Annotated in this window: 23 protein-coding genes; 14 read left to right on the top strand and 9 right to left on the bottom strand. The window is 71.2% G+C overall.

The genetic code is table 11. The features are described from left to right. The first annotated feature begins 128 nt into the window (after window positions 1–128). On the top strand, window positions 129–1,169 hold the full coding sequence (locus tag HYQ63_RS42910) for an NAD(P)-dependent alcohol dehydrogenase (protein WP_179941133.1): 1,041 nt from the start codon (window positions 129–131) through the stop codon (window positions 1,167–1,169). A gap of 27 nt (window positions 1,170–1,196) precedes the next feature. After that, window positions 1,197–1,949, top strand: coding sequence for an SDR family oxidoreductase (locus HYQ63_RS42905; protein WP_179939434.1), 753 nt, complete (start codon window positions 1,197–1,199; stop codon window positions 1,947–1,949). Window positions 1,950–2,002: 53 nt separating this feature from the next. On the opposite strand, the gene HYQ63_RS42900 is transcribed toward HYQ63_RS42905, so the two are convergent. Next, on the bottom strand, window positions 2,003–3,304 hold the full coding sequence (locus HYQ63_RS42900; protein ID WP_179939433.1) for an MFS transporter: 1,302 nt from the start codon (window positions 3,302–3,304) through the stop codon (window positions 2,003–2,005). A 170-nt stretch (window positions 3,305–3,474) separates the two neighbouring features. After that, window positions 3,475–4,278 carry an SDR family NAD(P)-dependent oxidoreductase gene (locus HYQ63_RS42895; RefSeq protein ID WP_179939432.1) on the bottom strand — a complete coding sequence of 268 codons (804 nt, stop codon included), beginning with the start codon at window positions 4,276–4,278 and terminating at the stop codon, window positions 3,475–3,477. A 157-nt stretch (window positions 4,279–4,435) separates the two neighbouring features. Here HYQ63_RS42895 and HYQ63_RS42890 point away from each other — a divergent pair, with 157 nt between their 5' ends. Then, complete coding sequence (locus tag HYQ63_RS42890; protein ID WP_179939431.1) at window positions 4,436–5,776, top strand: FAD-binding protein; 1,341 nt, start codon at window positions 4,436–4,438, stop codon at window positions 5,774–5,776. Between the two features lie 46 nt (window positions 5,777–5,822). Here the strand turns inward: HYQ63_RS42890 and HYQ63_RS42885 are convergent, their stop codons facing one another. Next, window positions 5,823–6,863: a glutathione S-transferase family protein gene (locus tag HYQ63_RS42885; RefSeq protein WP_373689187.1), complete on the bottom strand. Its 1,041-nt coding sequence runs from the start codon at window positions 6,861–6,863 to the stop codon at window positions 5,823–5,825. A gap of 314 nt (window positions 6,864–7,177) precedes the next feature. On the opposite strand from HYQ63_RS42885, the gene HYQ63_RS42880 reads away from it, so the two are divergent. Next, window positions 7,178–8,287 carry an amidase domain-containing protein gene (locus HYQ63_RS42880; protein ID WP_179939429.1) on the top strand — a complete coding sequence of 370 codons (1,110 nt, stop codon included), beginning with the start codon at window positions 7,178–7,180 and terminating at the stop codon, window positions 8,285–8,287. A gap of 56 nt (window positions 8,288–8,343) precedes the next feature. On the opposite strand, the gene HYQ63_RS42875 is transcribed toward HYQ63_RS42880, so the two are convergent. Further along, window positions 8,344–9,000 (bottom strand): TetR/AcrR family transcriptional regulator, encoded by a 657-nt coding sequence (locus HYQ63_RS42875; protein WP_179939428.1) that lies wholly within the window; start codon window positions 8,998–9,000, stop codon window positions 8,344–8,346. 215 nt (window positions 9,001–9,215) lie between these two features. On the opposite strand from HYQ63_RS42875, the gene HYQ63_RS42870 reads away from it, so the two are divergent. Beyond that, window positions 9,216–10,172: an ADP-ribosylation family protein gene (locus HYQ63_RS42870; RefSeq protein ID WP_179939427.1), complete on the top strand. Its 957-nt coding sequence runs from the start codon at window positions 9,216–9,218 to the stop codon at window positions 10,170–10,172. A 23-nt stretch (window positions 10,173–10,195) separates the two neighbouring features. Here the strand turns inward: HYQ63_RS42870 and HYQ63_RS42865 are convergent, their stop codons facing one another. After that, window positions 10,196–10,735: a hypothetical protein gene (locus tag HYQ63_RS42865; protein WP_179939426.1), complete on the bottom strand. Its 540-nt coding sequence runs from the start codon at window positions 10,733–10,735 to the stop codon at window positions 10,196–10,198. 93 nt (window positions 10,736–10,828) lie between these two features. After that, window positions 10,829–12,043, bottom strand: a complete 1,215-nt coding sequence (locus tag HYQ63_RS42860) for a cysteine desulfurase-like protein (protein WP_179939425.1) — start codon at window positions 12,041–12,043, stop codon at window positions 10,829–10,831. A gap of 281 nt (window positions 12,044–12,324) precedes the next feature. On the opposite strand from HYQ63_RS42860, the gene HYQ63_RS42855 reads away from it, so the two are divergent. The 4 genes from HYQ63_RS42855 (at window position 12,325) to HYQ63_RS42840 (ending at window position 16,353) form a co-directional block, all read left to right on the top strand. Then, window positions 12,325–13,542 carry an AI-2E family transporter gene (locus tag HYQ63_RS42855; RefSeq protein WP_257232528.1) on the top strand — a complete coding sequence of 406 codons (1,218 nt, stop codon included), beginning with the start codon at window positions 12,325–12,327 and terminating at the stop codon, window positions 13,540–13,542. Window positions 13,543–13,578: 36 nt separating this feature from the next. Beyond that, the gene (locus tag HYQ63_RS42850) at window positions 13,579–14,028 is read left to right on the top strand and encodes an Rrf2 family transcriptional regulator (RefSeq protein ID WP_179939424.1); all 450 of its coding nucleotides are present in this window, start codon (window positions 13,579–13,581) and stop codon (window positions 14,026–14,028) included. Between the two features lie 111 nt (window positions 14,029–14,139). After that, the gene (locus tag HYQ63_RS42845; RefSeq protein ID WP_179939423.1) at window positions 14,140–15,336 is read left to right on the top strand and encodes a globin domain-containing protein; all 1,197 of its coding nucleotides are present in this window, start codon (window positions 14,140–14,142) and stop codon (window positions 15,334–15,336) included. 198 nt (window positions 15,337–15,534) lie between these two features. Then, window positions 15,535–16,353 carry a class I SAM-dependent methyltransferase gene (locus tag HYQ63_RS42840; protein ID WP_179939422.1) on the top strand — a complete coding sequence of 273 codons (819 nt, stop codon included), beginning with the start codon at window positions 15,535–15,537 and terminating at the stop codon, window positions 16,351–16,353. Here HYQ63_RS42840 and HYQ63_RS42835 read toward each other — a convergent pair. Next, window positions 16,350–17,375, bottom strand: coding sequence for a methyltransferase (locus HYQ63_RS42835; protein WP_179939421.1), 1,026 nt, complete (start codon window positions 17,373–17,375; stop codon window positions 16,350–16,352). The genes HYQ63_RS42840 and HYQ63_RS42835 overlap by 4 nt on opposite strands. Before the next feature lie 50 nt (window positions 17,376–17,425). Further along, the gene (locus HYQ63_RS42830) at window positions 17,426–17,899 is read right to left on the bottom strand and encodes a hypothetical protein (RefSeq protein ID WP_179939420.1); all 474 of its coding nucleotides are present in this window, start codon (window positions 17,897–17,899) and stop codon (window positions 17,426–17,428) included. Between the two features lie 178 nt (window positions 17,900–18,077). Here HYQ63_RS42830 and HYQ63_RS42825 point away from each other — a divergent pair, with 178 nt between their 5' ends. The 4 genes from HYQ63_RS42825 to HYQ63_RS42810 all read left to right on the top strand — a co-directional run bounded on the left by HYQ63_RS42825 (window position 18,078) and on the right by HYQ63_RS42810 (window position 22,340). Further along, window positions 18,078–19,328 carry a sensor histidine kinase gene (locus HYQ63_RS42825; protein ID WP_257232527.1) on the top strand — a complete coding sequence of 417 codons (1,251 nt, stop codon included), beginning with the start codon at window positions 18,078–18,080 and terminating at the stop codon, window positions 19,326–19,328. Next, window positions 19,325–20,002 (top strand): response regulator transcription factor, encoded by a 678-nt coding sequence (locus HYQ63_RS42820; protein WP_179939418.1) that lies wholly within the window; start codon window positions 19,325–19,327, stop codon window positions 20,000–20,002. The genes HYQ63_RS42825 and HYQ63_RS42820 overlap by 4 nt, the downstream gene beginning before the upstream one ends. 76 nt (window positions 20,003–20,078) lie before the next feature. Beyond that, window positions 20,079–21,821, top strand: coding sequence for a right-handed parallel beta-helix repeat-containing protein (locus HYQ63_RS42815; protein WP_179939417.1), 1,743 nt, complete (start codon window positions 20,079–20,081; stop codon window positions 21,819–21,821). Between the two features lie 39 nt (window positions 21,822–21,860). Further along, window positions 21,861–22,340, top strand: coding sequence for a macro domain-containing protein (locus tag HYQ63_RS42810; protein WP_179939416.1), 480 nt, complete (start codon window positions 21,861–21,863; stop codon window positions 22,338–22,340). A gap of 148 nt (window positions 22,341–22,488) precedes the next feature. Here the strand turns inward: HYQ63_RS42810 and HYQ63_RS42805 are convergent, their stop codons facing one another. Continuing rightward, window positions 22,489–22,656, bottom strand: coding sequence for a hypothetical protein (locus HYQ63_RS42805; RefSeq protein WP_179939415.1), 168 nt, complete (start codon window positions 22,654–22,656; stop codon window positions 22,489–22,491). Window positions 22,657–22,825: 169 nt separating this feature from the next. On the opposite strand from HYQ63_RS42805, the gene HYQ63_RS42800 reads away from it, so the two are divergent. Then, window positions 22,826–24,748 carry a glycoside hydrolase family 97 protein gene (locus HYQ63_RS42800; RefSeq protein WP_179939414.1) on the top strand — a complete coding sequence of 641 codons (1,923 nt, stop codon included), beginning with the start codon at window positions 22,826–22,828 and terminating at the stop codon, window positions 24,746–24,748. Window positions 24,749–24,864: the final 116 nt, after the last annotated feature.

The raw sequence follows: 24,864 nt of genomic DNA, 5'->3' as shown, positions 1-24,864 counted from the left end.
GTAGGCAGGGAATGCCCGCCCGGCAAGACCTCCACACGCCCCCGCTCCGCCCCCGCGTTGATCTATTGAACTCACTTCACCTCTGTTACCGTGACGGCCACGGTCCGACCAGACCTGGGATGGTGACGATGAGGGCACTGCGGCTGACCGTGTGGGGCGAACCCCCGGCGCCGGTCGACGTCGAGCGGCCCGTCCCCCACCGCGCACAGGTTCTGGTGCGGGTCGACGCCACCGGGCTGTGCCACTCCGATCTGCACGTCATCGACGCGGCTCCGGGTGCGCTCCCCTACCGGCTGCCGTTCACGCTCGGCCACGAGGTCGCCGGGCGGGTCGCGGCCCTGGGGCCCGACGCGGACGGGGTGGAGGTGGACGAGCGTGTGGTGCTCTACGGACCGTGGGGCTGCGGGAGCTGCGGCCGTTGCGCCGCGGGCTGGGACAACTACTGCGACCGGCGCGACACCCTCCCCTGGCACGGCGCGGGCTTGGGCCGGGACGGCGGAATGGCCGCGTACGTGCTCGTGCCGTCCGCCCGCCATCTGGTGCGGGCCGACGGCCTGGCGGCCGAACAGGCGGCCCCGCTTTCCGACGCCGGCCTGACCTCGTACCACGCCGTGGCCGGGCTCCGGCATGCGCTCGGCGAGGGCGCCACCGCCGTCGTCGTCGGCATCGGCGGGCTCGGCCACCTGGCGGTGCAGATCCTCCGCGCGACCACGGCCTGCCGTGTGCTGGCGGTCGATGTCCGGGACGACGCCCTGGCCCTCGCGGACCGCTCCGGCGCGGACTTCGGCACCCTGATGGGGACGGACACCGCCCGTGTGCTGCGGGCGCGCTGCGGGGGTGCGGGGGCCGACGCCGTACTCGACTTCGTCGGCACCGCGGAGACGCTGGACCTCGCCGTCGGTGTTCTGCGGCCCGGCGGTGAACTCGCCGTCGTCGGCAGCGGAGGCGGCCGTCTGACGGTCTCCAAGCCGGGTGTTCTCCCACCGGGCTTCAGGCTCTCGCTGCCCTTCTGGGGACCGCGCCACCAGCTCGCCGAGGTGGTCGCGCTGGCGCGTGCGGGAGCGCTGCACGTCGAGACGGAGCAGTTCCCCATGTCGGCCGCGGCGGAGGCGATCGACCGGCTTCGCCGGGGCCGGGTGCGGGGGCGGGCCGTGCTGGTGCCCGACTGATCACATTCAACGGAAGGGAAGCTCGGGATGCGCTTCGAGGGAAGGGTCGCGATCGTCACGGGCGGGGCCCGGGGCATGGGCGCCGCACATGTCCGCGGACTGGCCGCGGAAGGGGCCCGGGTCGCCGTCTGCGACGTACTGGACGACGAGGGAGAGTCCCTGGCAGGCGCATTCGCCCACGCCCGGTACTGCCACCTCGACGTCACGGACGAGACACAGTGGCGGTCCGTGGTCCGCACGGTCGAGGACACCCTGGGTCCCGTGGACGTCCTGGTCAACAACGCCGGGATCATGCACTTCGGCGGTGTGGAAGACCAGTCGCCCGAGCACTTCCGCCGGATCCTCGACGTCAATCTGGTGGGCGCCTTCCTCGGCATGCACACCGTCCTGCCCGGCATGCGCGCCCGCGGCCGCGGGGCGGTCGTCAACATCTCCTCGGCCGCGGGCCTCATGGGCTTCGCCGATGGCATCGGCTATGTGGCGAGCAAGTGGGGGGTGCGAGGGATGACCAAGGCCGCCGCGCTGGACTTGGCGGGCACGGGGGTGCGGATCAACTCCGTGCATCCGGGTGTCATCCGCACGCCCATGGGTGAGAGCGCCTCAGCCACGCTGTTCGCCCAGCAGCCCGTGCCCCGCATCGGTGAGCCCGACGAGGTCACCCGCATGGTGCTCTTCCTCGCGAGCGACGACGCCTCCTACACCACGGGCGGGGAGTTTCCCGTCGACGGCGGCCAGACCATCGGCCATGTCGGCCACGGCCACGCGGCGGATAAGACCTGACCCGCGGTCACCGCCGCCGACGCGCCTCCTGCCGCCCACGCCCTCACACGTCCTCACACGTCCTTGCGGACGGTGGACAGGGCGCCGAGCCCGATCAGGCAGACCGCCATCACGAAGAACGCCGGGGAGAGCAGGTTTCCCGTCCGCTGCACCAGGAAGGCCGCGATGTACGGAGCCGTACCGCCCGCGAGGACGGTGCCGATGTTGTACCCGATCGCCATACCGGTGTAGCGGACCCGGCGTTCGAACAGATGCGGCCACAGGCTGGCCGCCGGGACCTGCACGAACGCACTGCTCAGCATGAAGAGCAGATAGGCCAGACCCGCCATGGCCAGACTGTGCCGGCCCATGAGCGTCATCGCGGGGTAGGCCGTCACCAGGAAGCCCAGCAGCCCGGCCAGCAGGACGCGACGGCAGCCGAACCGGGCGGCGAGCCACCCGGCGGGCACCATGAGCAGCACGGTGACGAGGACGACGCCCGCGGTCAGCCAGAACACGTGCGTGGGGTCGTACCCCAGGTTCGTGGTCAGGTAGATACCGATGTACGTCAGCCCGAGGAAGATGGCGCCGCCCTGGGCCATGGCCAGGCCGACGGACTGGAGCAGCGCGGTGCGGTGGGTGGACAGCACTTCCCGGACCGGGGCGGTCGGGATGTCGGCGCGCCGCGCGGCCTCCTCGAACTCCGGGGTGTCCTCGATCCGCAGCCGGGCCCACAGACAGACGAGGGTGAGGGGCACGGCCATCAGGAAGGGCAGCCGCCACCCCCAGTCGGCCATCTGGTCCTCGGTGGTGAGGGCGGAGATCGCCCCGGCCGTGGCGGCCGCGAACATGAACCCGAGGTTGGATCCGATGGGTGTGACGGCACCGAGGAAGGCTCTGCGCCGGGGCGGCGCCGACTCGTAGATGTAGGTGTAGGCGCCGACCGACTCGCCGCCCGAGGAGATGCCCTGCGCCAGCCGGGTGAGGAACAGCAGCACGGCGGCGAGCACGCCGATCTGGCTGTAGGTCGGCAGCAGCCCCGTGATGCTGCTGGCCACGCCCATGCACAGCACGGAGGAGACCAGCGCCTTGCGACGGCCCCATCGGTCGCCGAGCCGCCCGAAGAAGACGCCGCCGAGTGGCCGTACCACGAGGCCGGTGGCGAACACCGCGAGCGCCGCCAGCACCGAGGCCGTCGGATCGTCGCTTGGGAAGAACTGCGGGGCGATCGCCACGGCGAGATAGCCGTAGACGCTGAAATCGTAGTATTCGATCAGGGTGCCGATGCTTCCGGCGAGCATCGCGCGGCGCACCGTGCGGGGGTCGTACGACGTTGACGCCGCCCCCGACGGGGCGGGCTGCTCAGTGGTGCTCATGATTCGGCTCTCCTTCCGAACGGCGCGATCCCGTTCCTTGCCGACGCCCGGGACGCTACAGAACTGAACTCAGTACAGCTAGCCCTGCGGACGGGGATTTCTCGGGTGGGCCGGGAAGCGGCAAGGGAGGCGACGCACGGCAATCTGAAGTGAATTCAGGGTGACGGCATTCAGACGGTGAACCGGCCGCCGTTGGCGAGCAGCACCGCGCCGATCAGGTTCGCCGCGGCGTCATTGGCCAGGAACAGGGCGATGTCGGCGATCTCCTCGGGCGTCGCGTACGGGCGCGCCCGCGGGTCGGCGAACCCCGTGCGCAGAACCTCCGGCGTGCGCGCGGCCATCCCCGTCTCGGTCGGCCCCGGCGCGACCACGTTCACCCGGATCCCGGACGGGATGACCTCCTTGGCCACGGCCTGGCACAGGGCGTGCACACCCGCCTTGGACGCGGCGTAGTGGGGGTAGCCGATCGGGGTGTCGAAGGCGGACGACGAGCCGATCACGACGATCGCCCCCGCCTTCGCCGGCCGCATGGCCCGTACCGAGGCACGCAGCACATGGAAGGTGCCGTCGAGGTTGATCCGCATGACGCGCCGCCAGGCCGCGTCCTCGAGCACATCGGTCACCTCGGGCGGACGGCCCTCCGCCAGGGCGTCCGCGATGCGCTGCTTGGCCTGCGGATCGTCGACCCCCGCGGCATGCACCACAAGATCGAGCACGCCGTGCAGCCGCAGCACGTCGTCGACGGCGCGGTCGACGGCCGCGGCGTCCGCCACATCGACGGCGAGCGCCCGGCCGACCGGCACGTCCTGCGCGATGGCCGCCGCGCTCGCACCGTCGACGTCGGCCAGGACCACCGCCCGGGCCCCTTCGACGGCCAGCCGCCGGGCGACAGCCGCCCCCATGCCCGAGCCCGCGCCCGTCACCAGGGCGACCTTGCCCTCGAACCGGCCCGCGTGTACCCCTTCATGCGTCATGATGACCTCCCGCACCATCCGATATTGAACTGACTTCACCTCTCTTACCGTGCCGCCCCGGTGCCGACAAGGTTCGGCGCAGGCTTGACGCAACCGTCTTGAGGTGTGAACTGGATTCGGTTTTACTGAGAACCGGCCCCCACCGAAGGAGATTCGCGTGGATGCGGAAGACGTCGATCTGCTCATCATCGGGGCGGGCATGGCGGGCCTGACCGCCGGTGCCCGTGCCGTCCGCAGCGGCCTGTCCGTGGTGCTGGTGGACACCAGCACGGACGTCGGCGGCTCCGCGCGCTTCGCCGGATACGCGTGGACCGCTCCGAGTCACGACATCATGGACCGGCACAATCCGGGAGGGGACCTCGCGCTGAAGCGCGCCCTCGTGGACCGGTTCGACGAGGGTGTTTCATGGATCCGCTCCACCGGGGTGGAGGTGAAGGACGCACAGCGCATCCTGAGCTTCGGCCGCGGACACCAATTCGACACCGGTCACTACCTCGACACCTGCCGTCGGCTCATCCTCGACGGCGGTGGCCGGCTGCTGCTCGCCACCCACACCGAACACCTGCTGACCGAGCACGGTGCCGTCGTGGGGGCCCGGCTGAGGTCGGCCGAGGGCACACGCAGGACGGTCGGCGCCCGCGCCACGCTCCTCGCGACCGGTGGGTTCCAGGGCGACCTCGCGCTCCGCACCGCTCATGTGCACCCCCACGCCGACCGCATGGAGCTGCGCTCCAATCCCCACAGCCGCGGCGGTGGCTACCGCCTGGCCACCGGCGTGGGCGCGGCCACCGGCCACACCGACGCGGGCTTCTACGGTCACCTCATTCCGAGCCGTACGCCCTTCACCGACCCGGTGGACTTCGTCGACCTGTCGCTGTACTACAGCGAACACGCGCTGCTGTTCAACCTGCGCAACGAGAGATTCGTGGACGAGACGCTGGGCGACCACCTCACCACCATGGCACTGCTGGAACAGCCGGAGAGCCGGGGGCTCCTCATCGCCGATGCCCGGGTGTTCCGCGACTGGATCGTGGGCTCCTACGTCGAGGGCGCGGTCGCCGTCGACAAGTTCGCGCTGGCGAGCAAGCGAGGCGGTCGCGTGGGACTGGCCGAGGATCTCGACGAGCTGGCCTTCCTGCCCGAGGAGTGGGGTTACCGGGGCGAGGCCATCCGCGACGGCGTCCGGCGGTACAACGAGCGCGTCTCGGCGGGGCTCGCCACGGCACCCGGCCGGGAGCTGGACCCTCTGCCGCTGTACGAGCCCCCGTACTACGTCATCGAGACGGCACCGGCCATCACCTTCCCGTTCCACGGAGTGCGCATCGACGACCAGGCCCGGGTCCTGGCGGAGAACGGGGAGCCACTGACAGGGCTGCTGGCCGCCGGTTCGGACACCGGCGGCCTGTGGCACCGCGCCTACGCGGGCGGTATCGCCTCAGCCCTCGTCTTCGGGCTGACCGCGGCGGACACCGCCACGGCGTCGGCCCACCACCCCTGATGAGCAGGCGCCACCCCTGGTACGGAGAGTGCGCGCGGCGGACCCGTCAGCGGGCCCGGCCGCCCTCCGGGACCTCCTCACCGGGCGGCACCGGGCCCGGAGGGGTGCCGTCGCCGAAGGGGCGCCCGCCCAGTTCCTCTCGCCCGTGCGGGGTCGTCCAGACGGAGAGATCGGGGCCGAGGGGGACGATGCGCGTGGGATTGACCGCGGTGTGCACCTGGTAGTAGTGCCGCTTGATGTGGTCGAAGTCCACCGTGTCGCCGAATCCGGGCGTCTGGAAGAGGTCGCGTACGTACCCCCACAGCACCCGGTCCTCGCTCAGCTTGTTGCGGTTGCACTTGAAGTGGCCGTTATAGACGGCGTCGAAGCGCACCAGCGTGGTGAACAGCCGGATGTCGGCCTCGGTGATGGTGTCGCCGACCAGATACCGCCGCGTGGCCAGGCGCTCCGACAGCCGGTCCAGACGCGCGAAGAGAGCCCGGTAGGCGTCCTCGTACGTGTGCTGGTGCTTGGCGAAACCGGCCAGGTAGACGCCGTTGTTCACATCCTGGTAGACCCCCTCCATCACCTCGTCGATCTCATCGCGGTGCTCCTCGGGGTACAGGTCCGGCGCGCCCTTCCGGTGCAGGGCGGTCCACTGGGTGGCGAAGTCGAGGGTGAGGCGCTGGAAGTCGTTGGTGACCAGCTTCCCGCTGGGGACGTCGACTATCGCGGGCACGCTCACCCCACCCGGGTACTCCTTCCCCCGGGCGTCGTACGCCTCGCTGAGGAACGCGATGCCCAGCACCGGGTCCCGATCCCCCTTGTCCAGGGTGAAGCGCCAGCTCCGCTCGTCCTGGATGGGGTCCGTGACCGCCAGCGACAGGGCCGGTTCCAGGCCGAGCAGCCGCCGGGAGATCAGCGCCCGGTTCGCCCAGGGGCAGGCCCGGCTGACGACCAGCCGGTAACGCCCGGCCTCGACCGGCCAGCCGTCCCGGCCGTCGGCCGTGATCCGGTCGGAGAAGTGCGGCCCGGATCGGGTGAATTCCTTCTCTTCACGGGGCGTCTCCTGGCCAGCGGTGTTCAATTCGGTTACCTCCCGAAGCATGCGGAGCGTCTGCATACGCCCGACATATGTACGACTCGGCTCACTACCTACCCTCCTCCACGCCGGGGAGACACGCGACGCGGCTCGATCCCCGTGACATCCCGGTGCGGGCGGCGGAGGCAGCGGGGGCTCGTCCTCGGGCAGGGCGAACCGGCGCCGCCGACCAAAACGGGCATTATCCCGCAGGTGAAGGACTTGTGTGCACCACTTCGCGTTCTGAGCACAAAATCACCAAACGGGCAGCGCATATGCAAGGATCCGACCCCCCGGGTCGATCCGGCCCGGGATGCGGAGGGGAATCCATCGTGAAATCAATGACCTTCAGATCCGCTGTCGGGGCGGCACTGACGGTGGCGCTGTCGGCCGTGGCACTGCCCGCCTCGGCCGCGAGTGCGGCGCAGACGGGTGTGGTGGACGGGGCGACCGCCACGTCCTTCGGGCAGTTGGCCGACGCGGTGCTCACCGAGCGTACGGCGGCGCTGCTGGACGGGCAGCAGGCGCGGCGTGCGGCGGCACCGGCCACCAAGAAGGCGCGGCTGTCGGCCGGTCTGACGCGGACCGAGAACACGGCGCTGTCCACGCTGCGGACCCGCAAGGCGCGGCTGGCATCGCTGGGCGAGGCGTACACGGGCGCCGACACCAAGGTCACCGTGGGCGCGACCCGTGTCGTGGACGGGCGTGCGACCGTCCAGGCCACGGAAACCACGACGCTGACGTACAAGAAGATCCGCGGGGACGAGCCCGCGACGACCAGCTTCCAGGCCCACCACGAGCTGAGCTTCACCGCCGGGACCGGCGGCACGTGGGAGCTGACGGGCATCAGGCCCACCGACGAGGGGCCCACGGCCATCAACGAGCCCGCCACGGTGGCGGTGAAGAGCGCGGCGGCGCTGCCCAGCGCCACCCCGGCGGCCACGTCGAGGCCGTCCCAGCAGGTGAGCAAGCCCGCGGGGGCGTACAACTACGCGGCGATGGCGACGTACGCGGAGAAGTACTGGAGCAACTACAACCCCGCCTACCGGAAGTTCAACGACGCCGGCGGGGACTGCACCAACTTCATCAGCCAGGCCCTGAAGGCGGGCGGCTGGAAGCACGCGCCGGGCAACGCGCAGGACTACCGCACCTGGTGGTACGACACCTCCACCCAGGCGACGTCCTGGGTGGGCGCCAACGAGTGGTCGTGGTTCACGCTGGACGCCAAGCGGGCGACCAACCTGGCGAACGTGTACCACATGGGTGTCGGGGACGTCATGCAGATGGACTTCGACCGGGACGGGTCCAAGGACCACACCATGATGGTCACGTACCGCTCCTCCAGCGGTGTCCCGTACATGACCTACCACTCGGTCAACACCTACCGGAAGTCGGTGGCGAGCATCATCGCCACCAACCCGAACTCGCTGTACTACGCGTACCGCACCTGACGGAAGCACTCCGGTGACCGTGGCCCTCGCCCTTCGGGTGGGGGCCACGGCCCGTTTCAGGCGCGGTGCTCGGTGGGGACGTTCTCCGCCGCGGCCGGTGTCTCGCGGCTGAAGGCGTGCTCCGGTTCCGGGCCGGGAAGGTGGTGGGTGGCGCCGGGGCGGAGGCCGTCGAGGTGGACGGCGATGTGGCGGCGTGCGGTGGTGTCGAGCCACTCGGGCGGAGTGTTGGGAAGCGGGCGGCTGATCATGGCCGCGGCCATCAGCAGATCGATGGAGTTGACGTCGTCGCGCACCGCGCCGCGCTCCCGGCCGCGGGCGAGCACCGCCTCCAGGGAGCCGGTGATGCGGTGGCGCAGGACGATGGCTTCCTGGTCGTGGAAGGCCGGGCCGCCGAACAGCGGGAGGACGAGGCGGGAGCGCTGGTCGACGACGCCGGTCAGGAAGCGTTCGACGGCCCGCAGCGGGGCGTCCGGACCACCCTCTTCGGCCACCTCCTGAGCGGCCCGCGCCTCGGCCAGCACGGTTTCGTAGCCCTCGATGGCCACCTGTCGGCAGAGTGCGGCGCGGTCGGGGAAGCGGCGGTAGAGCGTCGCGATGCTGACGTTGGCGCGGCGGGCGATGTCGTCCAGGGGCGCGGCGGTGCCGTGCTCGCTGAACATCGCACGGGCCGCGTCCAGGATGCGCTGCTGGTTGCGGCGGGCGTCGGCGCGCATCGGGGGCTTCGAGCGTATGGAATCCTGACCGTCCCTCACGTCCTCCGCGCCTTCCCCTTGTGGCGTACACCATGCCGTGGATCACACCGCACGACCGAGCCTAACCGGGCGGCGGTCCGTATCCGACCGTTGTGTACGGGGCATCGGCGGCCGAGGGGCGGTTCGGTAGCCTCGGTCGTCGTCACGGTGACCGGGTGCGGAACGGGGGATCTTCGGTGGTTGAGGCGAGGGCGGACGTCGAGGAGCGGGTCCGGCGCGACTGGGGGCTCACGTTGCCGGAGTCGTTCTTCCGGCTGATGGAATTCCTGGGACGCCTGGGGCCCGTGGAACGCCGGGCGCTGGCGGACATGGAGGTGTCCCCGTGCGGTGTCGCGGATGTGTACGACGACCCTGGCGCACGGCCCCGTGAGGGCGTCGACGTGCGGGTCCATGGGCGCTACTACCGGGATCCGCCGGAGTTCCTGACGTTTCTGCACGGCGGGTCCGACGGGCTGCACTACGGGCTGTGGTTCGACGACGGCCGCGCGTGCGACGGGGTCGCCTCGTACTACACCAACGACGGTGGCGGGATCGAACGGCGCGCGGGGACGCCGCTGGAGGCGGTGCGGGCTCTCCTGGAACGTCATTGGCAGGATCTCGCGGACGACGACGGGGACGAGGAATACGTCGCCGGGCGACGGTCGGGCCTCGAGGCGCTGCGACTGGCGCTGACCGGTTTCGAGACCGGGGACCGGGCGGAGGTGGGGATCGCCTACTCCAGGATCCACGATTTCGCCGCCCTGCCCGTCGAGCCGGGGCGGATCACCACCCTGGACGGTGCGGGCGCGCTCATCGCGGGCGGCACCGCGCTGGACCGGCCCCCGCACAACGGGGCCGACGAGTACGCGTTCGCGAATTTCATGTACAGGTTCTTCGAGGACCGCGCGGCCGTGGAGCGGAGTGTGGAGGAGGCACGGCGGCGGTGTGCGGCGGGGGATCCGGCGGAGGCGCTGGTGCTGGGGCGCGATCTGCACTGGGCGTCAGGGGGCGAGCCGGTGTTCGAGGAGTTCGCGCGGGATCTCCTGGCAGCGGCGTACGGTGCGCTGGGCCGCCCCGCGCTCGCGGGGATCGCCGCCGCCCATCACCGCCACCGTGAGCTGCCCCGGGTCGATGTGCTGCTCCCGAGCGGCTGAACGCCAGGGGCGGTGACGCGTCGCTACGCGCCGTCGGCCCAGCCGGTGGCGGTGACCAGCTCTCGTGCGATGTCCACCACCAGCCGCCCGTCGGTGGCCACGCGCAGGGTGTCCGCGGGAGCCTGCTCGTCCAGGAGGCGGGCCTTGCGGGCGCTGCCGCGCAGTTCGTGCTCCAGTTCCGAGCCGAGTTCCCGGCCCGTCAGCCGCTCCTCCGTCGTGGCGTCCGAGGCGGTGAGCAGGACGCGTACGATCCGGGCGCACGGCCTGGTGGCGCGCTCGATCATGTCCGTGGTCGCGGGCAGCACGCTCACGGTGTTGGTGTAGACGAGGCGCCGGTGGCCGAGTGCGGCGTAGTTGCCCCAGAGGGCGGTCAGGTTGCGTTCGGCGATCTTCCTCCGGTGAGGGTCGTCCTCGGGGGCCGGATGCACCTGGGCCATGAAGTCTCCCTCGACGATCGCGTGGGGCACGGACGCGGCGCGCAGCTGTGCCGACACCTCCCAGCCGACCGTGGTCTTGCCGACGCCCGCGCGTCCTCCGATGACGAGTACTTCGGTGTGTTCCATGGAGGGAGGGTGTCAGCCGTGGGCCGCCGGGCGCGATGCATTATCCGGGGCGTCGGCGGGGGTGCTGTCCACCGACGGCGGTTGCACCCTGCGCTAGGGGGTGTCCGACGACAGGAAGTCCGACAGGCCCTCCAGCAGCCGGTCCACGTCCTCGGTGCTGGTGTAGGGGGCCAGGCCGACGCGGAGTCCGCCGGTGTCGCCGAGGCCGAGCCGGCGGGAGGTCTCGATCGCGTAGAAGGATCCGGACGGTGCGTCCACGCCGCGGCGGGCCAGATGGCGGTAGGCGTCGGTGGTGTCGCGGCCGTCGATGGTCAGCAGGAGGGTGGGGGTGCGGTCCGCCGCGCGGGAGTGGACCGTGATCGGGTCGAGGGCGGCCAGCCCCTTGTCGATGCGCAGCCGCAGCGCGTCCTCGTGTTCTTCGAGGGCAGCGTACGCCGCCGCCAGGCGTTCGCGGCGGCTGCCCCGCGCCCGCGGGTCCAGACCGGCGAGGAAGTCGACGGCGGCGCGGGTCCCGGCGAGGAATTCGTACGGCAGGGTGCCCAGCTCGAACCGCTCGGGGATGGCGTTCGGGGAGGGGAGCAGCTTGTCGGGGTGCAGGGTCTCCAGGAGTTCGGGGCGGCTGGCCAGGACGCCGAGGTGGGGGCCGAGGAACTTGTACGGGGAGCAGGTGTAGAAGTCCGCTCCGAGCAGGTCGAGGTCGACGAGGGAGTGGGCGGTGTGGTGCACGCCGTCGACGTACAGCAGAGCCCCGGCCTGGTGGGTGCGCCGGGCGATCTCCGCTATTGCCGGCCGCGTGCCGATGAGGTTCGAGGCGGCGGTGACGGCGACCAGCCGGGTGCGTTCGCTCAGGACGGCGCTGATGTCATCGGGGGTCAGCTCGCCCGTCGCCGGGTCGAAGTCGGCCCAGCGCACGGTGGCCCCGGCCCGGTCGGCGGCCTGGATCCAGGGGCGGATGTTGGAGTCGTGGTCCAGGCGGGTGACCACGATCTCGTCGCCCGGCGACCACGTCGTGGCGAGCGTACGGGAGAAGTCGTAGGCCAGTTGGGTGGCGCTGCGGCCGAAGACGACCGCGGTGGGGTCCGCGCCGAGCAGGTCGGCCATGGCCTGCCGGGCGGCCGCGACGATCGCCTCGGCGTTGCGCTCCCCCGCGGTGGTGCGGCCCCGGTTGGCCAGTGGGTGCGCGAGTGCGTCGGTGATGGCCTCGATGACGGGTACGGGGGTCTGCGTACCGCCGGGGCCGTCGAAGTGGGCCGAACCGGCCGTCAGGGCGGGAAACTGCGCGCGGATGGCGGTGATGTCGTACGTCACGGCAACTCCTTGCTGCGGTGCGGCGGGCGGTCGGCGGATGAGGCACCGTGGTGATCGATTATGGAGTTCGCCGGGGCTGCGGGGAACAGCGCCACAGCCCGGCGGCGGGCCGCGCGGGTGTGACGAGGGGCCGGTGGCCGCGGTCGGCTTCGCCGGGCGGAGGCGTGATCAGGCGCGCCCCCGGCCGCCCTGATTGAATCTTCCCATCAGGCATATAACGGGAGGAACGGTCATCCGGCCCTACGGCGCGGGACCGGGGCGCGGAGGGCGGTGGCACCGGCGTGAGCAGCGAGTCTCCCCTGCCGCCGGAGCGGGCGCCGGGGCGGGAGGGCGGACGGCGTCCGGGCATCGGGCGCGGTCGGCGCCCTCGGTACGCGACGCCCGGCAGCCGCCCACGCCGGGGCCCGGGGGCCGCGGCGCGCGAGCGGGCGGGGCGCGGGGCGGGCGGCGCGGACGGGGCGGGCGACCGGGTGCATCCCGGACTGCGGATGGCCGCCGCGTACGCGTGGCGACTGCTGGCCGTCGGGGTGGCGGTCTATCTGGCGTTCACCATTCTGGGGCGCTTTCAGCTGGTGGCGGTCGCGGTGTTCCTGGCCCTGGTGGGCACCGCGCTGCTACGGCCATTGGCCGATGCGCTGGCGCGGCGACTGCCCCGGCCGCTCGCGGTGGCGCTGGCGGTGTTCGGGAGTCTGCTGGTGGTGCTGGGGTTACTGGCGCTGGTGGGTAATGCGGCGGCGGGCGAGGCGGGCAGGCTCGTGGGCGAGTTCCGCGGCGGGGTCGGCCGGATCACGCGCTGGCTGGAGGGGCCGCCGTTCCGTGTCCGGCACCGCACGCTGACCGAGCTGCACGACAGGATCAGCTCGTTCGTCTCGACCCATCGCGCCACGCTCATCAGCAGGGCGCTCAGCAGTGCGGGCCGGGTCGTGGAGGCGCTGACGGCGGCGGTGCTGGCGCTGTTCTGCTCGCTGTTCTTCGTGCATTCCGGCGACAGGATGTGGCGGTGGTTCCGCGAACAGCTTCCGGAGGCGGCCCGGTCGCCGTGGGACCGGGCGGGCCGGGCGGCCTGGGGCACCTTCGCGGGGTACACCCGGGGGATCATCCTGGTGGCGGCCTCCAACGCGGCGCTGGTCGGCCTGGCCCTGTTGCTGCTGCGGGTGCCGCTGGCGCTGCCGCTGACCCTGCTGGTCTTCTTCGCCACCTTCATCCCGCTGATCGGCTCGCCGATCGCGTTGGCCGTGGCCACGGTGGTGGCCCTGGCGGGGCGGGGGCCGGTCATCGCGGCGGTGGTGCTCGTGCTCATCGTCGTGGTCGGGCAGATCGAAGGGCATGTGCTGCATCCGCTGGTGATGAGCTGGGCGGTGCGGCTGCATCCGGTGGTGGTGGCGATCTCGGTGATCGCCGGAGGCATCGTGGCGGGGGTGGTCGGCGCGATCGTGGCCGTACCCATGGTGTCGGTGGCCTGGTCCGTGACCCGTGCGCTGCGAACCCCGCGCCGGTAAATTGCATCTCAGATTCGCATTATCTAATCTGGTGTCATGCGGCTGACGAAATCAACCGACCTGGCCCTCCGCGCCATCATGCGACTGGCGGTCGCCGGAGCCGAGCCGTGCACCGCACGGCAGATCGCCGGGGAGATGCGGGTGCAGTACAGCCACTTGGCGAAGGTGGCCGCCCGGCTCCAGCATCTCGGCCTCATCGAGACGCGGCGGGGGCGCGGCGGCGGGCTGGTGCTCACCGAGACCGGCCGCACCGCGTCGGTCGGCCAACTGGTCCGGGAGCTCGAAGGGGCCGATGAGGTGGTCGACTGCGAGGGCGACACCCCGTGCCCGCTCCGCCAGGGCTGTCGGCTGCGGATGGCGCTGCGGCGGGCGCAGGAGGCGTTCTTCTCCTCGCTCGACCCGCTGACGGTCACCGATCTGGTCGGCTCCCCCACCGGACCCGTGCTGCTCGGGCTGGTGGGGCGAGCGCCGGGGGCGGACCGGTGACCCCGCCGGGGACGCCGCCCCGACCCGCCCACGCCCGTACGCCGACGCTCGCCGCGCCGGGTTTTTTCGCGCCGTTAAATACGAATCCTGCATACCACTTAGGAGCCGGTGATGCTCTCCCAGAAGTCCGCTGACACCGTCCGCGCCACCCTCCCCGCCGTCGGTGCGGCCATCGGCTCCATCACCGACCTGTTCTACCGGAAGCTCTTCGAGGCGCACCCGGAGCTGCTGCGGCACATGTTCAACCGGGGGAACCAGGCGGCCGGAATCCAGCGGCAGGCGCTCGCCGGTGCCGTGGCCGCGTTCGCCACCGCCCTGGTGGAGCACCCCGAGGTCCGCCCCGACGCGATGCTGACCCGGATCGCCCACAAGCACGCCTCGCTCGGGGTGAGCCCCGCTCAGTACCCGCTCGTGCACCGCCATCTGTCGGCCGCGATCGCGGAGGTGCTCGGTGACGCGGTCACCGAGGAGGTCGCAGCCGCCTGGGACGAGGTCTACTGGCTGATGGCCAACGCCCTCATCGAGATCGAGCGGCGGCTGTACGCCGAGCAGGGGGTGCTGGCGGGCGGGACGTGGCGGCCGTGGGAGGTGGCCGAGCGGGTCCAGGAGACCGCGGACGTCGTCACCTTCCGGCTGCGGCCCGCGGACGGCCGCCCGGCACCGGCCTTCAAGGCGGGCCAGTACGTCTCGGTCCAGGTCGAACTGGCCGACGGGGCGCGCCAGATCCGCCAGTACAGCCTGACCAACCCGCCCGACGCGACGGTGCGCTCCATCACCGTCAAGCACGTGCGCGGCGGCACGGGTCCGGACGGCGAGGTCTCGGGGCATCTGCACGAGCACCTCCGGGAGGGCGATGTGATCAGCGTGTCCGCCCCGTACGGCGACCTCGTACTCGACGCCACGGACGCACCGCTGCTGCTCGCGTCGGCCGGAATCGGCTGCACACCGATCGTCGCCATGCTGGAGGACCTGGTCGACCGGGGGCACCAGGCCCCGGTCATCGCGGTCCACGCCGACCGCTCCCCCGCCGACCACGCGCTGCGCGCCGATCAGGAGCGGCTGGTCACCAAGCTCGCCCGGGGCTCCGCACACGTCTGGTACGAGCGGCCGGGCGACGGCTGGCCGACCGAGCGCACCGGCCGGGTGGACCTGTCCGGCGTCGAGATCCCCGACGGCGTCCACGCCTATCTCTGCGGGCCGCTGGGGTTCATGCGGTCGGTGCGCGCCCAGTTGCTGGAGCGCGGCGTGCGGCCGCAGGCCATCCACTACGAGGTCTTCGGCCCCGATCTGTGGCTCACGCAGGACTGAACCCGGCCCGCCCGACAGCCGTTTTCGGTCGTTGTCGGCAGCCGACGGGCCCGGATTCTGGCGTGAAGGACACGAATGGCCCAGGGCGCGGTCGCCATCGTCCGGGTACTCGTGGGACGGTACGCATCACGGATTCCGCCCATCCCGGATGAATCGCCGGAAATGGCCGTCGGTACCCCCGCACTCGACCGAGGAACCATGGATCGCGAAAAGATCACTCTCACCGGTACGCAGGAGACGATGCTCGCCACGCTGTACGGCAGGGCGGTGGACAGCCGCTCGCCGCACTCCGTCCTGGGCGACCACACGGCCCAGGAGGCGGTGGAGCGCGTCGCCTACGACTTCAGCAAGACGGGCATGACGGAGACCACCGCGGTCGGCATCGCGCTCCGGGCCAAACAACTCGACGACTGGACCACCGCGTTCCTGGCCGAGCACCAGAAGGCGACCGTGCTGCACCTGGCGTGCGGGCTGGACACCCGGGTCCACCGGCTCGCCCCGTCGTCGTCGGTGCGCTGGCTGGACGTGGACTACCCCGACGTCATCGAGCTGCGCAGGCAGCTGCTCCCGCAGCCGTCGGGGAACTACGAAATGATCGCCTCCTCGGTGACCGAGGAGGCGTGGCTCCGCGAGGTGCCCGACGACCGGCCGACCGTGGCCGTCATGGAGGGCCTGACGATGTATCTGCACAAGGAGGAGGGCAAGCACCTCATCCAGCGGATCACCGACCGGTTCCCCGGCGGCCAGCTGCTCTTCGACGTCTACGGATCGCTGGGCATCCGGCTCCAGAAGATGGTTCCGGCGGTGCGCAACGCGGGCGCGACGCTGCACTGGGGTCTCGACGACCCGCGGGAGATCGAGGGCTGGCACGACGGGCTGACCCTGATGGACGCGGTGCGCAGCGTCGACATGCCGGGGATGGAGGCGATGCCCACCACGGGGAGGATGAGCATGAAGGTGATGGCGCATCTGCCCGGGTTCAAGGACGTGGGCCGCATTCTGCGCTACCGGTTCTAGTTTTGGGGGCGGTCTTTGATGCCGACCAGCAGGGAATAGCCGCCCATCAGGGGTTCGACCCGGGTACTGCCGAATCCCGCCTCCGCCATCCAGGACCGCCCGTCGGCCGCGGTGTATTCGAACCCGGCAGCGGACTCGATCAGCATGTTCAGGCTGGCCAGCAGGCCGAACGTGTTGTGCCGCCGCTCGTCGTCGATGATCGCGTCGTAGACGAGTACCGCTCCCCCGTCGGGCAGCGCGTCGTACGCCTTCTTCAGCAGCATCCGCTTCTCCTCCAGGCCCCAGCCGTGCAGGATCTGGCCCAGCACGATGACGTCCGCGGTGGGCAGGTCGTCCGCGAAGAAGTCGCCGCCGTGGAAGGCGATGCGGTCGGTGAGGCCGAAGGACGCCACGTACGAGTCGAAGACCGGCCGCACCCGGGGCAGTTCGAAGACGCCGCCGCTGATGTGGGGGTGGCGCTGGGCCACCGCCACCGGGACGCAGCCCAGGGCGCCGCCCACGTCGAGCACCGTCCGGTAGTCGGCCCAGGGGAATTTCTCGGCTATCACGCGCGCCATTCCCATGCTGAGCCCGGTCATGCCGTTCAGGAATCGCTCCAGACTGGGCTGATCGTGGTAGATGGCGTCGAAGACGTCTCCGCCGTGCTTCTGCTCGTTCTGCGGCTTTCCGGTGCGCAAGGCCTCGGTGAGCGATCCCCAGAACGGATAGAGACGGCTGTTCGCCATCTCCAGGACTCCGCCGACGTACGTGTCCTTCGCCCGGTCGAGAAACGCGTCGGCGCTCGGGCTGTTGCGGTACTCGGTCCCCGTTCTCTCCAGAAATCCCAGGGCGACCAGCGCGTCCAGGAAGTCCGCCGCGCCCCGCGGATGCAGACCCAGCGCCCCGGCCAGGTCGCCGCGCTCGCACGGGCCTTGGGCGAGCCGGGTGAAGACATCGAGTTCCACGGCGGTGAGCAGGGTTTTCGACGCCATGTAGCCGAGCCCCACCTGCACAATGGGCTCCGGGCTGATCTCGTGTGACATGAAATTTCTCGCCGTTCTTCCGGAATGAGCACACACGGCACTTGGCCGTGTCATTGCGGACTTTCGCACGCTACCGCTCGGTTGGGGCGCCGGGCGATCCACAGACTGAGCCCGGCCAGGGGGATCATGGTCAGCAGGGTGACGCCCGCCATGCCGAGACCGTCGTCCCCGCTGCCGAGCAGCTGGCCGGTGAGCAGGAAGACGATTATCGATGGCGCCATTCTGCCGCCGAACAGCCGCGGTCGGAGATAGCTGGTCCAGCCGAACTCCTCACCCCAGTACACCGGGGTGAGAAGCGGAAGCACGAGCATCAGGGCGAGCACCGCCGCCCAGCCCGGGACGCCGTCCGCGATCTGCGGCGTACGACCAAACGCCGCGATGCCCGGGACACAGAAGGCCGGTAGCTGTAACAGCGGATTCAGGGCAGACAGGCCCATGACCTTGTACGCCACGAACAGCCACAGCCAGGTTCCGCCGAAGGACAGGGCGAGGAACGCCACCATCCCTCTGGTTTTCGATGACATCAACGCGCATTCCTTTCATGAGGAGTGACCGCGGATCAGGCTGCGGATAAAACTGCCAACCGGCGGCGGGTGGACGCATCGCTGCCGCGAGCGAAATCCGTCTCCCCCGGTGTCACGAGCGCCCGCTGGCTCTTTCGGGGGAGGCAGTCCGCACCGGGGCGCCGGTACCGTTCGGGCCATGCGCACACTGATGCGCCCGCTTTTCGATGGCGCCACTTATCGGAGCTGGGCTTACGCGTTTCTCGGAGCGGCACTGAGTGTGCCGCCGCTGGTGGTGGCCGTGGTTTCGGCACCGCCCAAGTGGCCGCTTCCCGGCCGTATCGCGGGCTTCACGCTCGCGCTCGTCGTGGCGCTCGCCGTCATGGGCAGTCCGCGCGCGGCGCGCCGCGGATGCGTCACCCTGGCCAATCGGCTGCTGGGCACCGAACTGCCCGCCCCCGCCCCCGCATCGATCCGGTCCCGGTGGGCCGACCGGGTGCGCACAGCGGCCTGGCTGGTGCCGCATGCGGCGGTGGGTGTGGCGGCGACGGCGGTGACCGGGGTGCTGGCCTTCGTCGCGGTCACGTTTCCGGCCGTATGGCTGGACGGCGGAGGCCGGGTCGCCGTCCTCGGGAGCCATGTGACCGTGACGGCAGGTGTGGCGGGAGCGTGGAGCCCGGTCGTCAGCGCGCTGTGTCTGCTGCTGGCCGCCTATGTGACCGCGGCCGCCGCCGCGGGGCTCCGTCTGCTGGCTCCCGTCCTGCTCGACCACCGACCCGCAGAGCGGGCGGCCGCCGCCGAGGAGCGGGCGCGGGTGCTGGCCGGGCGCAACCGGCTGGCGCAGGAGCTGCACGACTCCATCGGGCATACGCTGACCGCCTCCACCATCCAGGCGGCGGTGGCGAGCGAACTGCTGGAGCGTGATCCGGTGGCGGCGCGGCGCGCCCTGAACACCATCGAAGAGACGGCGCGCGCGGCGATGGACGACCTCGACCACGTCCTCGGCGCCCTGCGGGAACAGCAGGCGCCCACCGCTCCCGCGCGCACCCTCGCCGACCTCGGCGCGCTCGCGGAATCGGTGCGGCAGGCGGGCGCGTTGCTGGAGGTGACGACCGAGGGCGGCCTGGACCGCGTCCCGGCGACCGTGTCGCGCGAGGCGTACCGCATCGTCCAGGAGGGACTGACCAACGCGCTGCGGCACGGCGCGAAGGCGGGCATCACGCTGCGGGTCACCGCCCGGGACGACCTGCTGGAGGTGGAACTCGTCAACCTGGTGGGCGGCGCCGCGGGCTTCCGCAGGGGCGGGCGGCCGCGTCAGGGTCTGACCGGGATCGCCGACCGGGTACGGCTGCTGAACGGCGAGGTGTCCGCCGGGCCGGTGGACGACGCCGGGGACGGGCGCGCCCGGTGGCGGCTGGTGGCACGACTGCCGCTGGGGGCCGCGCGGTGACCACCGAGGGGGCTGCCACCGTCGGACATACGGTGCGCGTGCTCGTCGTGGACGACGAGGAACTCACCCGCACCGGGCTGCGGACCCTGCTGTCCGCGAAACCCGATCTCACCGTGGTCGGCGAGGCCGCCGACGGATCCGAAGTGCCGTCACTGGTAGCCGAGTTGCGGCCCGACGTGGTGCTGATGGACGTGCGGATGCCCATCGTCAACGGGATCGAGGCCACGCGGCGGCTGCGGGCCGCGTCGGCGGAGCCGCCGAAGGTCATCGTGATCACCACCTTCGAGAACGACGAGTACGTGTATGACGCCCTGGAGGCCGGTGCCAGCGGATTCATCCGCAAGCGGGCCCCGGCCCAGCAGATCGCCCATGCCATCCGGCTGGTGGCCAGCGGGGATTCCGTCCTCTTCCCAGAAGCCGTCGCCCGGCTGACCACCGGGCGTCCGCCCCGGCGGGAGGCCGCGGCGCGAGTGGCGGCGCTCACCCGCCGGGAGGCGGAGATCCTTCAGCTGATGGCGGAGGGGCTGACGAACCAGCAGATCGCGGAGGTGCTGACGGTGAGCCTGGAGACCGTCAAGACGCATGTGGGCAATGTGCTGACCAAGCTGGGCGCCGGAAACCGGACCCAGGCGGTGATCCTGGCCTTCGAGGCGGGGCTCGCGCCCGGCAGGTGAGAAAGCGTTTTCGTCATCACGTCGCTTACGCGGTGTACACCTTGACATCACTGATGACAGCGCTTTCTATGGCGTGATGACCTCTGGACGACGCTCCGTCAGACCCGGCCGGCGGCCGCTCGGCCTGCTCACGGCCGCCGCCCTCGGCGCCGCCGCCACGCTCACGGCGCTCCCCGCCCCCGCGTCCGCCTCCGCCCCCGTCTCCATGCAGGCCACTGCTTCGGCCTCGGGCACCACGTACTACGTCGACTCCCGCTCCGGGCACGACGACGCGTCCGGCACCAGCGTCCGCGCGGCATGGCGCAGTCTGGAGCGGGTCGGCCGGACGACGTTCCGGCCCGGCGACCGCATCCTGCTGAAGGGCGGCGGCTCCTGGAAGGGCCAGCTGTGGCCGAAGGGCTCGGGCGAGCAGAACCGCCCCATCACGATCGGGCGTTACGGTCCGGGCCCCAAGCCCCGGATCCGCGGTGAGGGCCAGGTCGATGACGCGGTGCGGCTGTTCAACCAGGAGTACTGGGAGATCCGCGACCTCGACGTCAGCAACGCGCTGCCCGCCACGGGGACTCCGGGCGAGAATCTGCGCGATCTGCGCGGCATTCATGTGTCGGGGGACGACTCACGGCAGCTGGACCACTTCGTGATCGACAGGGTCGACGTCCACGATGTCACCGGCGAGGTGAACTGGATCAGCGGCGACACCGCGGGCAATGCCCCGGGCGTGCGTTTCAAGACCGGTTGGGACCGGTCGAAGAAGACCGGCGGCATCGTCTTCGACACCACGGTGCCCGACATCACGGCGCCGCCCGCCGCCCCGACCGTTCTGCACGATGTGCGGGTGCAGAACTCCACGGTGCGCAACACCTCGTTCGCGGGCATCGTCGTGAAGCAGTACACCGGCGACCTGAAGGACGCGGACGGCAACCCGGTCGCCAAACCAACCGGCTGGGGCACCCGGACGTCGGCCGCCGACACCACGTTCACCCCGCATACGAACATCACCATCCGGAACAACCACGTCTCCCAGGGCGGCACCGCGTACGGCTGCAACGCGATGTATCTGACCAACGTCCGCGGCGCGGTGGTCGACCGCAATGTGGTCGACCAGGCGGGAACGTCGGGCATCGAGGCGTACTACGCGGACGACGTGGTGATCCAGCGCAACGAGGTGTACCGGACGGAACGGAAGGCCGGTGGCGCGGACTCCAACGGCATCGACGCGGACAAGGGCACCACGCGGGTGGTCATCCAGTACAACTTCGTCCATGACAACGGCGATGGCATCCTGCTCTGCCAGTTCGCCTTCGGCGACGTGGTGGTGCGGTACAACGTCCTGAACGGAAACTCGCGGTATCCGCTGTATCTGCACTCGGACAAGGCCGCGTCGGCCGAGGTCTACAACAACACCGTGCACAACACGTCGAGCAAGTACCTCGTCTACGGCTACGGGTCCTCGCTGAACGCGCGCTACAACCTGCACGACAACGTGTTCTCGTCGGCGGTCGCCGACGCGACCCTGACGACCAGCCCGACCATCACCTACGCCCGCAACTTCTACGGCGGCGCCCCGCTGCCGGTCCCCGCCACCGACACCCAGGCGCGCACCGGCGACCCCCTGTTCGTCAACCCGGCCGTCTCGGGCCCGTACGGCACCCCCACCACCGGCCCGCAACTGCGCACCGGCCTGGCCTTCGCCCCCCGCCCGGGCTCCCCCCTGATCGACACCGGTGCCCCCACCCCCGACAACGGCGGCCGCGACTACCGAGGCACCCCCCTCTACCGCGGCGCCCCCGACGTCGGCGCGATCGAGGGCCCGCGTTGATCGCCGCCGATTGTCAGTGGCGCCTCGTACCGTGAGGGCATGGCGGAGATCGAGTATGTCCGGGGGGACGCCACCTCGCCTCACGGCAAGGGAGTGAAGATCCTCGCCCATGTCTGCAACGACCTGGGCGGCTGGGGGAAGGGCTTCGTGCTGGCGCTGTCACGGCGCTGGCCGGAGCCCGAGGCGGCGTACCGCCAATGGCACCGTGAGCGGGCGCGCAACGACTTCGGGCTGGGCGCGGTGCAGTACGTCCGGGTGGGGCCGTATCTGTGGGTCGCGAACATGGTCTGCCAGCGCGGGATGCGCCGTGGCAGCAAGGGCGTTCCCGTGCGGTACGAAGCGATCGACACAGCGCTGGGCTCGCTCGCGGCCAAGGCCGCCGAGACGGGTGCGTCGGTTCATATGCCGCGCATCGGCTGCGGGTTGGCGGGCGGCCGGTGGTCGCGGGTCGAGCCCCTGGTAGAGCGGCGGCTGACGGCGCGGAACATCCGCGTCACGGTGTACGACCATGACGGCTGAGTCGGTCCCGGCGCGGCCGCCGGTCAACGTGGGGCACTACGAGGACGTGTTCCGCCGGGTGGAAGGGCGGTGGCTGCTGGCCTCGCGGAGCACGCATCTGCCTTCGGCGGCGAGACCGAGCGGCTCGGGGGCGCGGAGCGGGGCTGAGTCAGCGGTCTTCCGCGTCCGCGCCGCAGCGCTGGCAGCGGTCGAAGGGGGCGGTGTCCTGGATGGCGCCGCAGGCGGCGCAGACGCGGTCCAGCCAGCAGGCGGCGTCCCCGCCTTCGGGTTCGGCGGGGGCGCGGTCCGAGGGCTGCCGGGGGTCCGTGTCGCTCATCGCCGGTGTCCCTCTCTCTCCAGGTCGTTTGGTGGGGCTTATCAGGGTGCCACGGGATGGATAGATCGGATCTCTACGGTCGTGATGAGGGCTTGATGGGGCGTCATTCGGTCTCACCTCTCCCCAGTTGTCGGATGAATCGGTAACGTGTCCGCCTCGGGAGGCAAACATGGAGAGATCTGTCAGACGCTCCACCCTGGTCCTTCTCCTCTGCGGCGCGCTGGCCATGACGCTGTTCGTCACGGGCCCGGCGCGCGCCAAGGGGCAGGCGCAGGACTCCGCGTGGACGGTGAGCGGGCCGTCGCCACGCGCTTCCGACTCCGGTCCGCTCGCCCGGCTCCGGCTCGACCGGGCCTCGGGCGCGCTGACGCTTCAGGTGTCGCGAGCCGGTCGTACGGTGGTCGAGCCCTCGCCCGTGGGCATCGTCACCGAGCGGGCGGACCTGTCGCGCGGCCTGCGGTTCGTGGGCCGCAGCGACCGTACGGTGGCCGGGCAGTACCGGTCCACGGTCGGCAAGGAGCGCTCGCGCGCATTCCGCATGACCGAGGCGCGCTTCCGGTTCCGGGGCGACGGCGGCGCCCGGCTGGACGTGCTGGTGAGGGTGTCCGGCGACGGGGTCGCCTACCGCTACGTCCTGCCGTCCGGCAGCGGTGATGTGCTGGGCGAGACCTCGGCGTTCACGCTGCCCGCGGACGCGGACGCGTGGCTCGGCACGTACCGCAAGGACAACGAGAACCTGTTCAAGCAGTACACCGCGGCGACCGCGCCCGCCGGTGAGTACATGGCGCAGGCCCTGTTCGAGACGGGCGGAACCTACGCCCTGATCGCCGAGTCGGACCTCACCGGCCGCTACTCCGCCGCCCGCCTGGTCCACGAGGAGGGCCGCCCGACGTACCGCATCGGGCTGTGGGACCAGCGGGTCGAGTCCGACGGTCCGCTCAGCACCCCGTGGCGCGCGATGGTCGTGGGCGATCTGGCGACCGTCACCGAGTCCACCTTCACCGACGATCTTGCTCCCGCCTCGAAGGTCGCCGACCCCTCGTGGATCCGGCCGGGTCCCGCGCTGTGGACCTGGCTCGCGGGCGGGCGTCCGGCCGGGCAGAGCCTGTCGATGCAGAAGGGGTACGTGGACTACGCGGCGCGCCGCGGCTGGCCGTACGTGGTGGTGGACGCGGGCTGGTACTTCGACCCGGACCAGTGGGACGTCACCGACCCCGACTGGCAGCGCAACAGCTGGATCCCGGAGCTGGTCCGGTACGCCCGGGACCGGAAGGTCGGCATCCAGGTCTGGATCCATCAGCGCGACCTGGACACCGCGGAGGAGCGCGAGCAGTGGCTGCCGACCCTGGAGAAGTGGGGCGTGAAGGGGGTGAAGATCGACTTCATGGACTCCGAGGCCCAGGAGACGCTGCGCTGGTACGACGAGATCCTTCCGGCCACCGCGGCCCACCATCTGCTCGTCAACTTCCACGGCTCGACCATCCCCAAGGGCATCCAGCGCACCTGGCCGCAGGTGATGACGCTGGAGGGTGTCAACGGCGAGGAGAAGCGGGTGAACACCCCGGAGCACCTGGCGACGCTTCCCTTCACCCGCAATGTCATCGGCTCGATGGACTTCACCCCGGGCGCCTTCCACCGCGCCGAGCGCCCCAACGCGGCCTCGGACGCGGGCGAGCTGGGCCTGTCGGTGCTGTACGAGTCGGGGATCCAGAACCTGGCGGGCACCCCGGAGTCGTACGACGCCCGCCCGCAGGCCCGGCGCTTCCTGGAGCAGATACCCGCCTCCTGGGACCGCACCCGGCTGCTGGCGGGGCGCCCCGGTGAGAGCGCGGTGCTCGCGCGCGCCAAGGGCGGGCGCTGGTTCATCGGCGGCATCTTCACCGGCGACGCGCACACCGCCGCCGTGCCGCTGCGGCTGGGTCAGGGGAAGTGGCTGGTCGACCTCGTCCGCGACGGAGCGGACGGCCTGGTGCGCGAGCCGCGGGTGGTGCGCGGCGGGGACACCGTATCCGTCCCGGTGGTGAAGGACGGCGGCTTCGCCGCCATCGCCTGCCGCTGGCGTCCCGGCGTCACCAGCTGCGACCGGTCCTGACCGACCGGTCCTGACGCGCGCGGCGGCGGCATGGACACCGCGGTGACCGTGCCGCCGCCGGAGCGGCGGATTCCACGCGTCTGACGCATGATCGTTCCGGGGCAACCGAGCGGATC

Source organism: Streptomyces sp. Rer75 (genome assembly GCF_013414305.1).
Classification (GTDB): domain Bacteria; phylum Actinomycetota; class Actinomycetes; order Streptomycetales; family Streptomycetaceae; genus Streptomyces; species Streptomyces himastatinicus.
The sequence above is the reverse complement of the archived record's forward strand: the minus strand, read 5'-3'. Positions and strand labels throughout refer to the sequence as shown.

Excerpts from the sequence above, each read along its gene's own strand:
- HYQ63_RS42885 (WP_373689187.1), bottom strand. The coding sequence starts at position 6,863 with ATGCTTCGGGAGGTAACCGAATTGAACACCGCTGGCCAGGAGACGCCC.
- HYQ63_RS42845 (WP_179939423.1), top strand. The coding sequence starts at position 14,140 with ATGCTCTCCCAGAAGTCCGCTGACACCGTCCGCGCCACCCTCCCCGCC.
- HYQ63_RS42825 (WP_257232527.1), top strand. The coding sequence starts at position 18,078 with ATGCGCACACTGATGCGCCCGCTTTTCGATGGCGCCACTTATCGGAGC.
- HYQ63_RS42805 (WP_179939415.1), bottom strand. The coding sequence starts at position 22,656 with ATGAGCGACACGGACCCCCGGCAGCCCTCGGACCGCGCCCCCGCCGAA.
- HYQ63_RS42800 (WP_179939414.1), top strand. The coding sequence starts at position 22,826 with ATGGAGAGATCTGTCAGACGCTCCACCCTGGTCCTTCTCCTCTGCGGC.
- HYQ63_RS42905 (WP_179939434.1), top strand. The coding sequence starts at position 1,197 with ATGCGCTTCGAGGGAAGGGTCGCGATCGTCACGGGCGGGGCCCGGGGC.
- HYQ63_RS42835 (WP_179939421.1), bottom strand. The coding sequence starts at position 17,375 with ATGTCACACGAGATCAGCCCGGAGCCCATTGTGCAGGTGGGGCTCGGC.
- HYQ63_RS42830 (WP_179939420.1), bottom strand. The coding sequence starts at position 17,899 with ATGTCATCGAAAACCAGAGGGATGGTGGCGTTCCTCGCCCTGTCCTTC.
- HYQ63_RS42850 (WP_179939424.1), top strand. The coding sequence starts at position 13,579 with ATGCGGCTGACGAAATCAACCGACCTGGCCCTCCGCGCCATCATGCGA.
- HYQ63_RS42840 (WP_179939422.1), top strand. The coding sequence starts at position 15,535 with ATGGATCGCGAAAAGATCACTCTCACCGGTACGCAGGAGACGATGCTC.
- HYQ63_RS42875 (WP_179939428.1), bottom strand. The coding sequence starts at position 9,000 with ATGCGCGCCGACGCCCGCCGCAACCAGCAGCGCATCCTGGACGCGGCC.
- HYQ63_RS42865 (WP_179939426.1), bottom strand. The coding sequence starts at position 10,735 with ATGGAACACACCGAAGTACTCGTCATCGGAGGACGCGCGGGCGTCGGC.
- HYQ63_RS42810 (WP_179939416.1), top strand. The coding sequence starts at position 21,861 with ATGGCGGAGATCGAGTATGTCCGGGGGGACGCCACCTCGCCTCACGGC.
- HYQ63_RS42895 (WP_179939432.1), bottom strand. The coding sequence starts at position 4,278 with ATGACGCATGAAGGGGTACACGCGGGCCGGTTCGAGGGCAAGGTCGCC.
- HYQ63_RS42815 (WP_179939417.1), top strand. The coding sequence starts at position 20,079 with ATGACCTCTGGACGACGCTCCGTCAGACCCGGCCGGCGGCCGCTCGGC.
- HYQ63_RS42910 (WP_179941133.1), top strand. The coding sequence starts at position 129 with ATGAGGGCACTGCGGCTGACCGTGTGGGGCGAACCCCCGGCGCCGGTC.
- HYQ63_RS42900 (WP_179939433.1), bottom strand. The coding sequence starts at position 3,304 with ATGAGCACCACTGAGCAGCCCGCCCCGTCGGGGGCGGCGTCAACGTCG.
- HYQ63_RS42880 (WP_179939429.1), top strand. The coding sequence starts at position 7,178 with ATGACCTTCAGATCCGCTGTCGGGGCGGCACTGACGGTGGCGCTGTCG.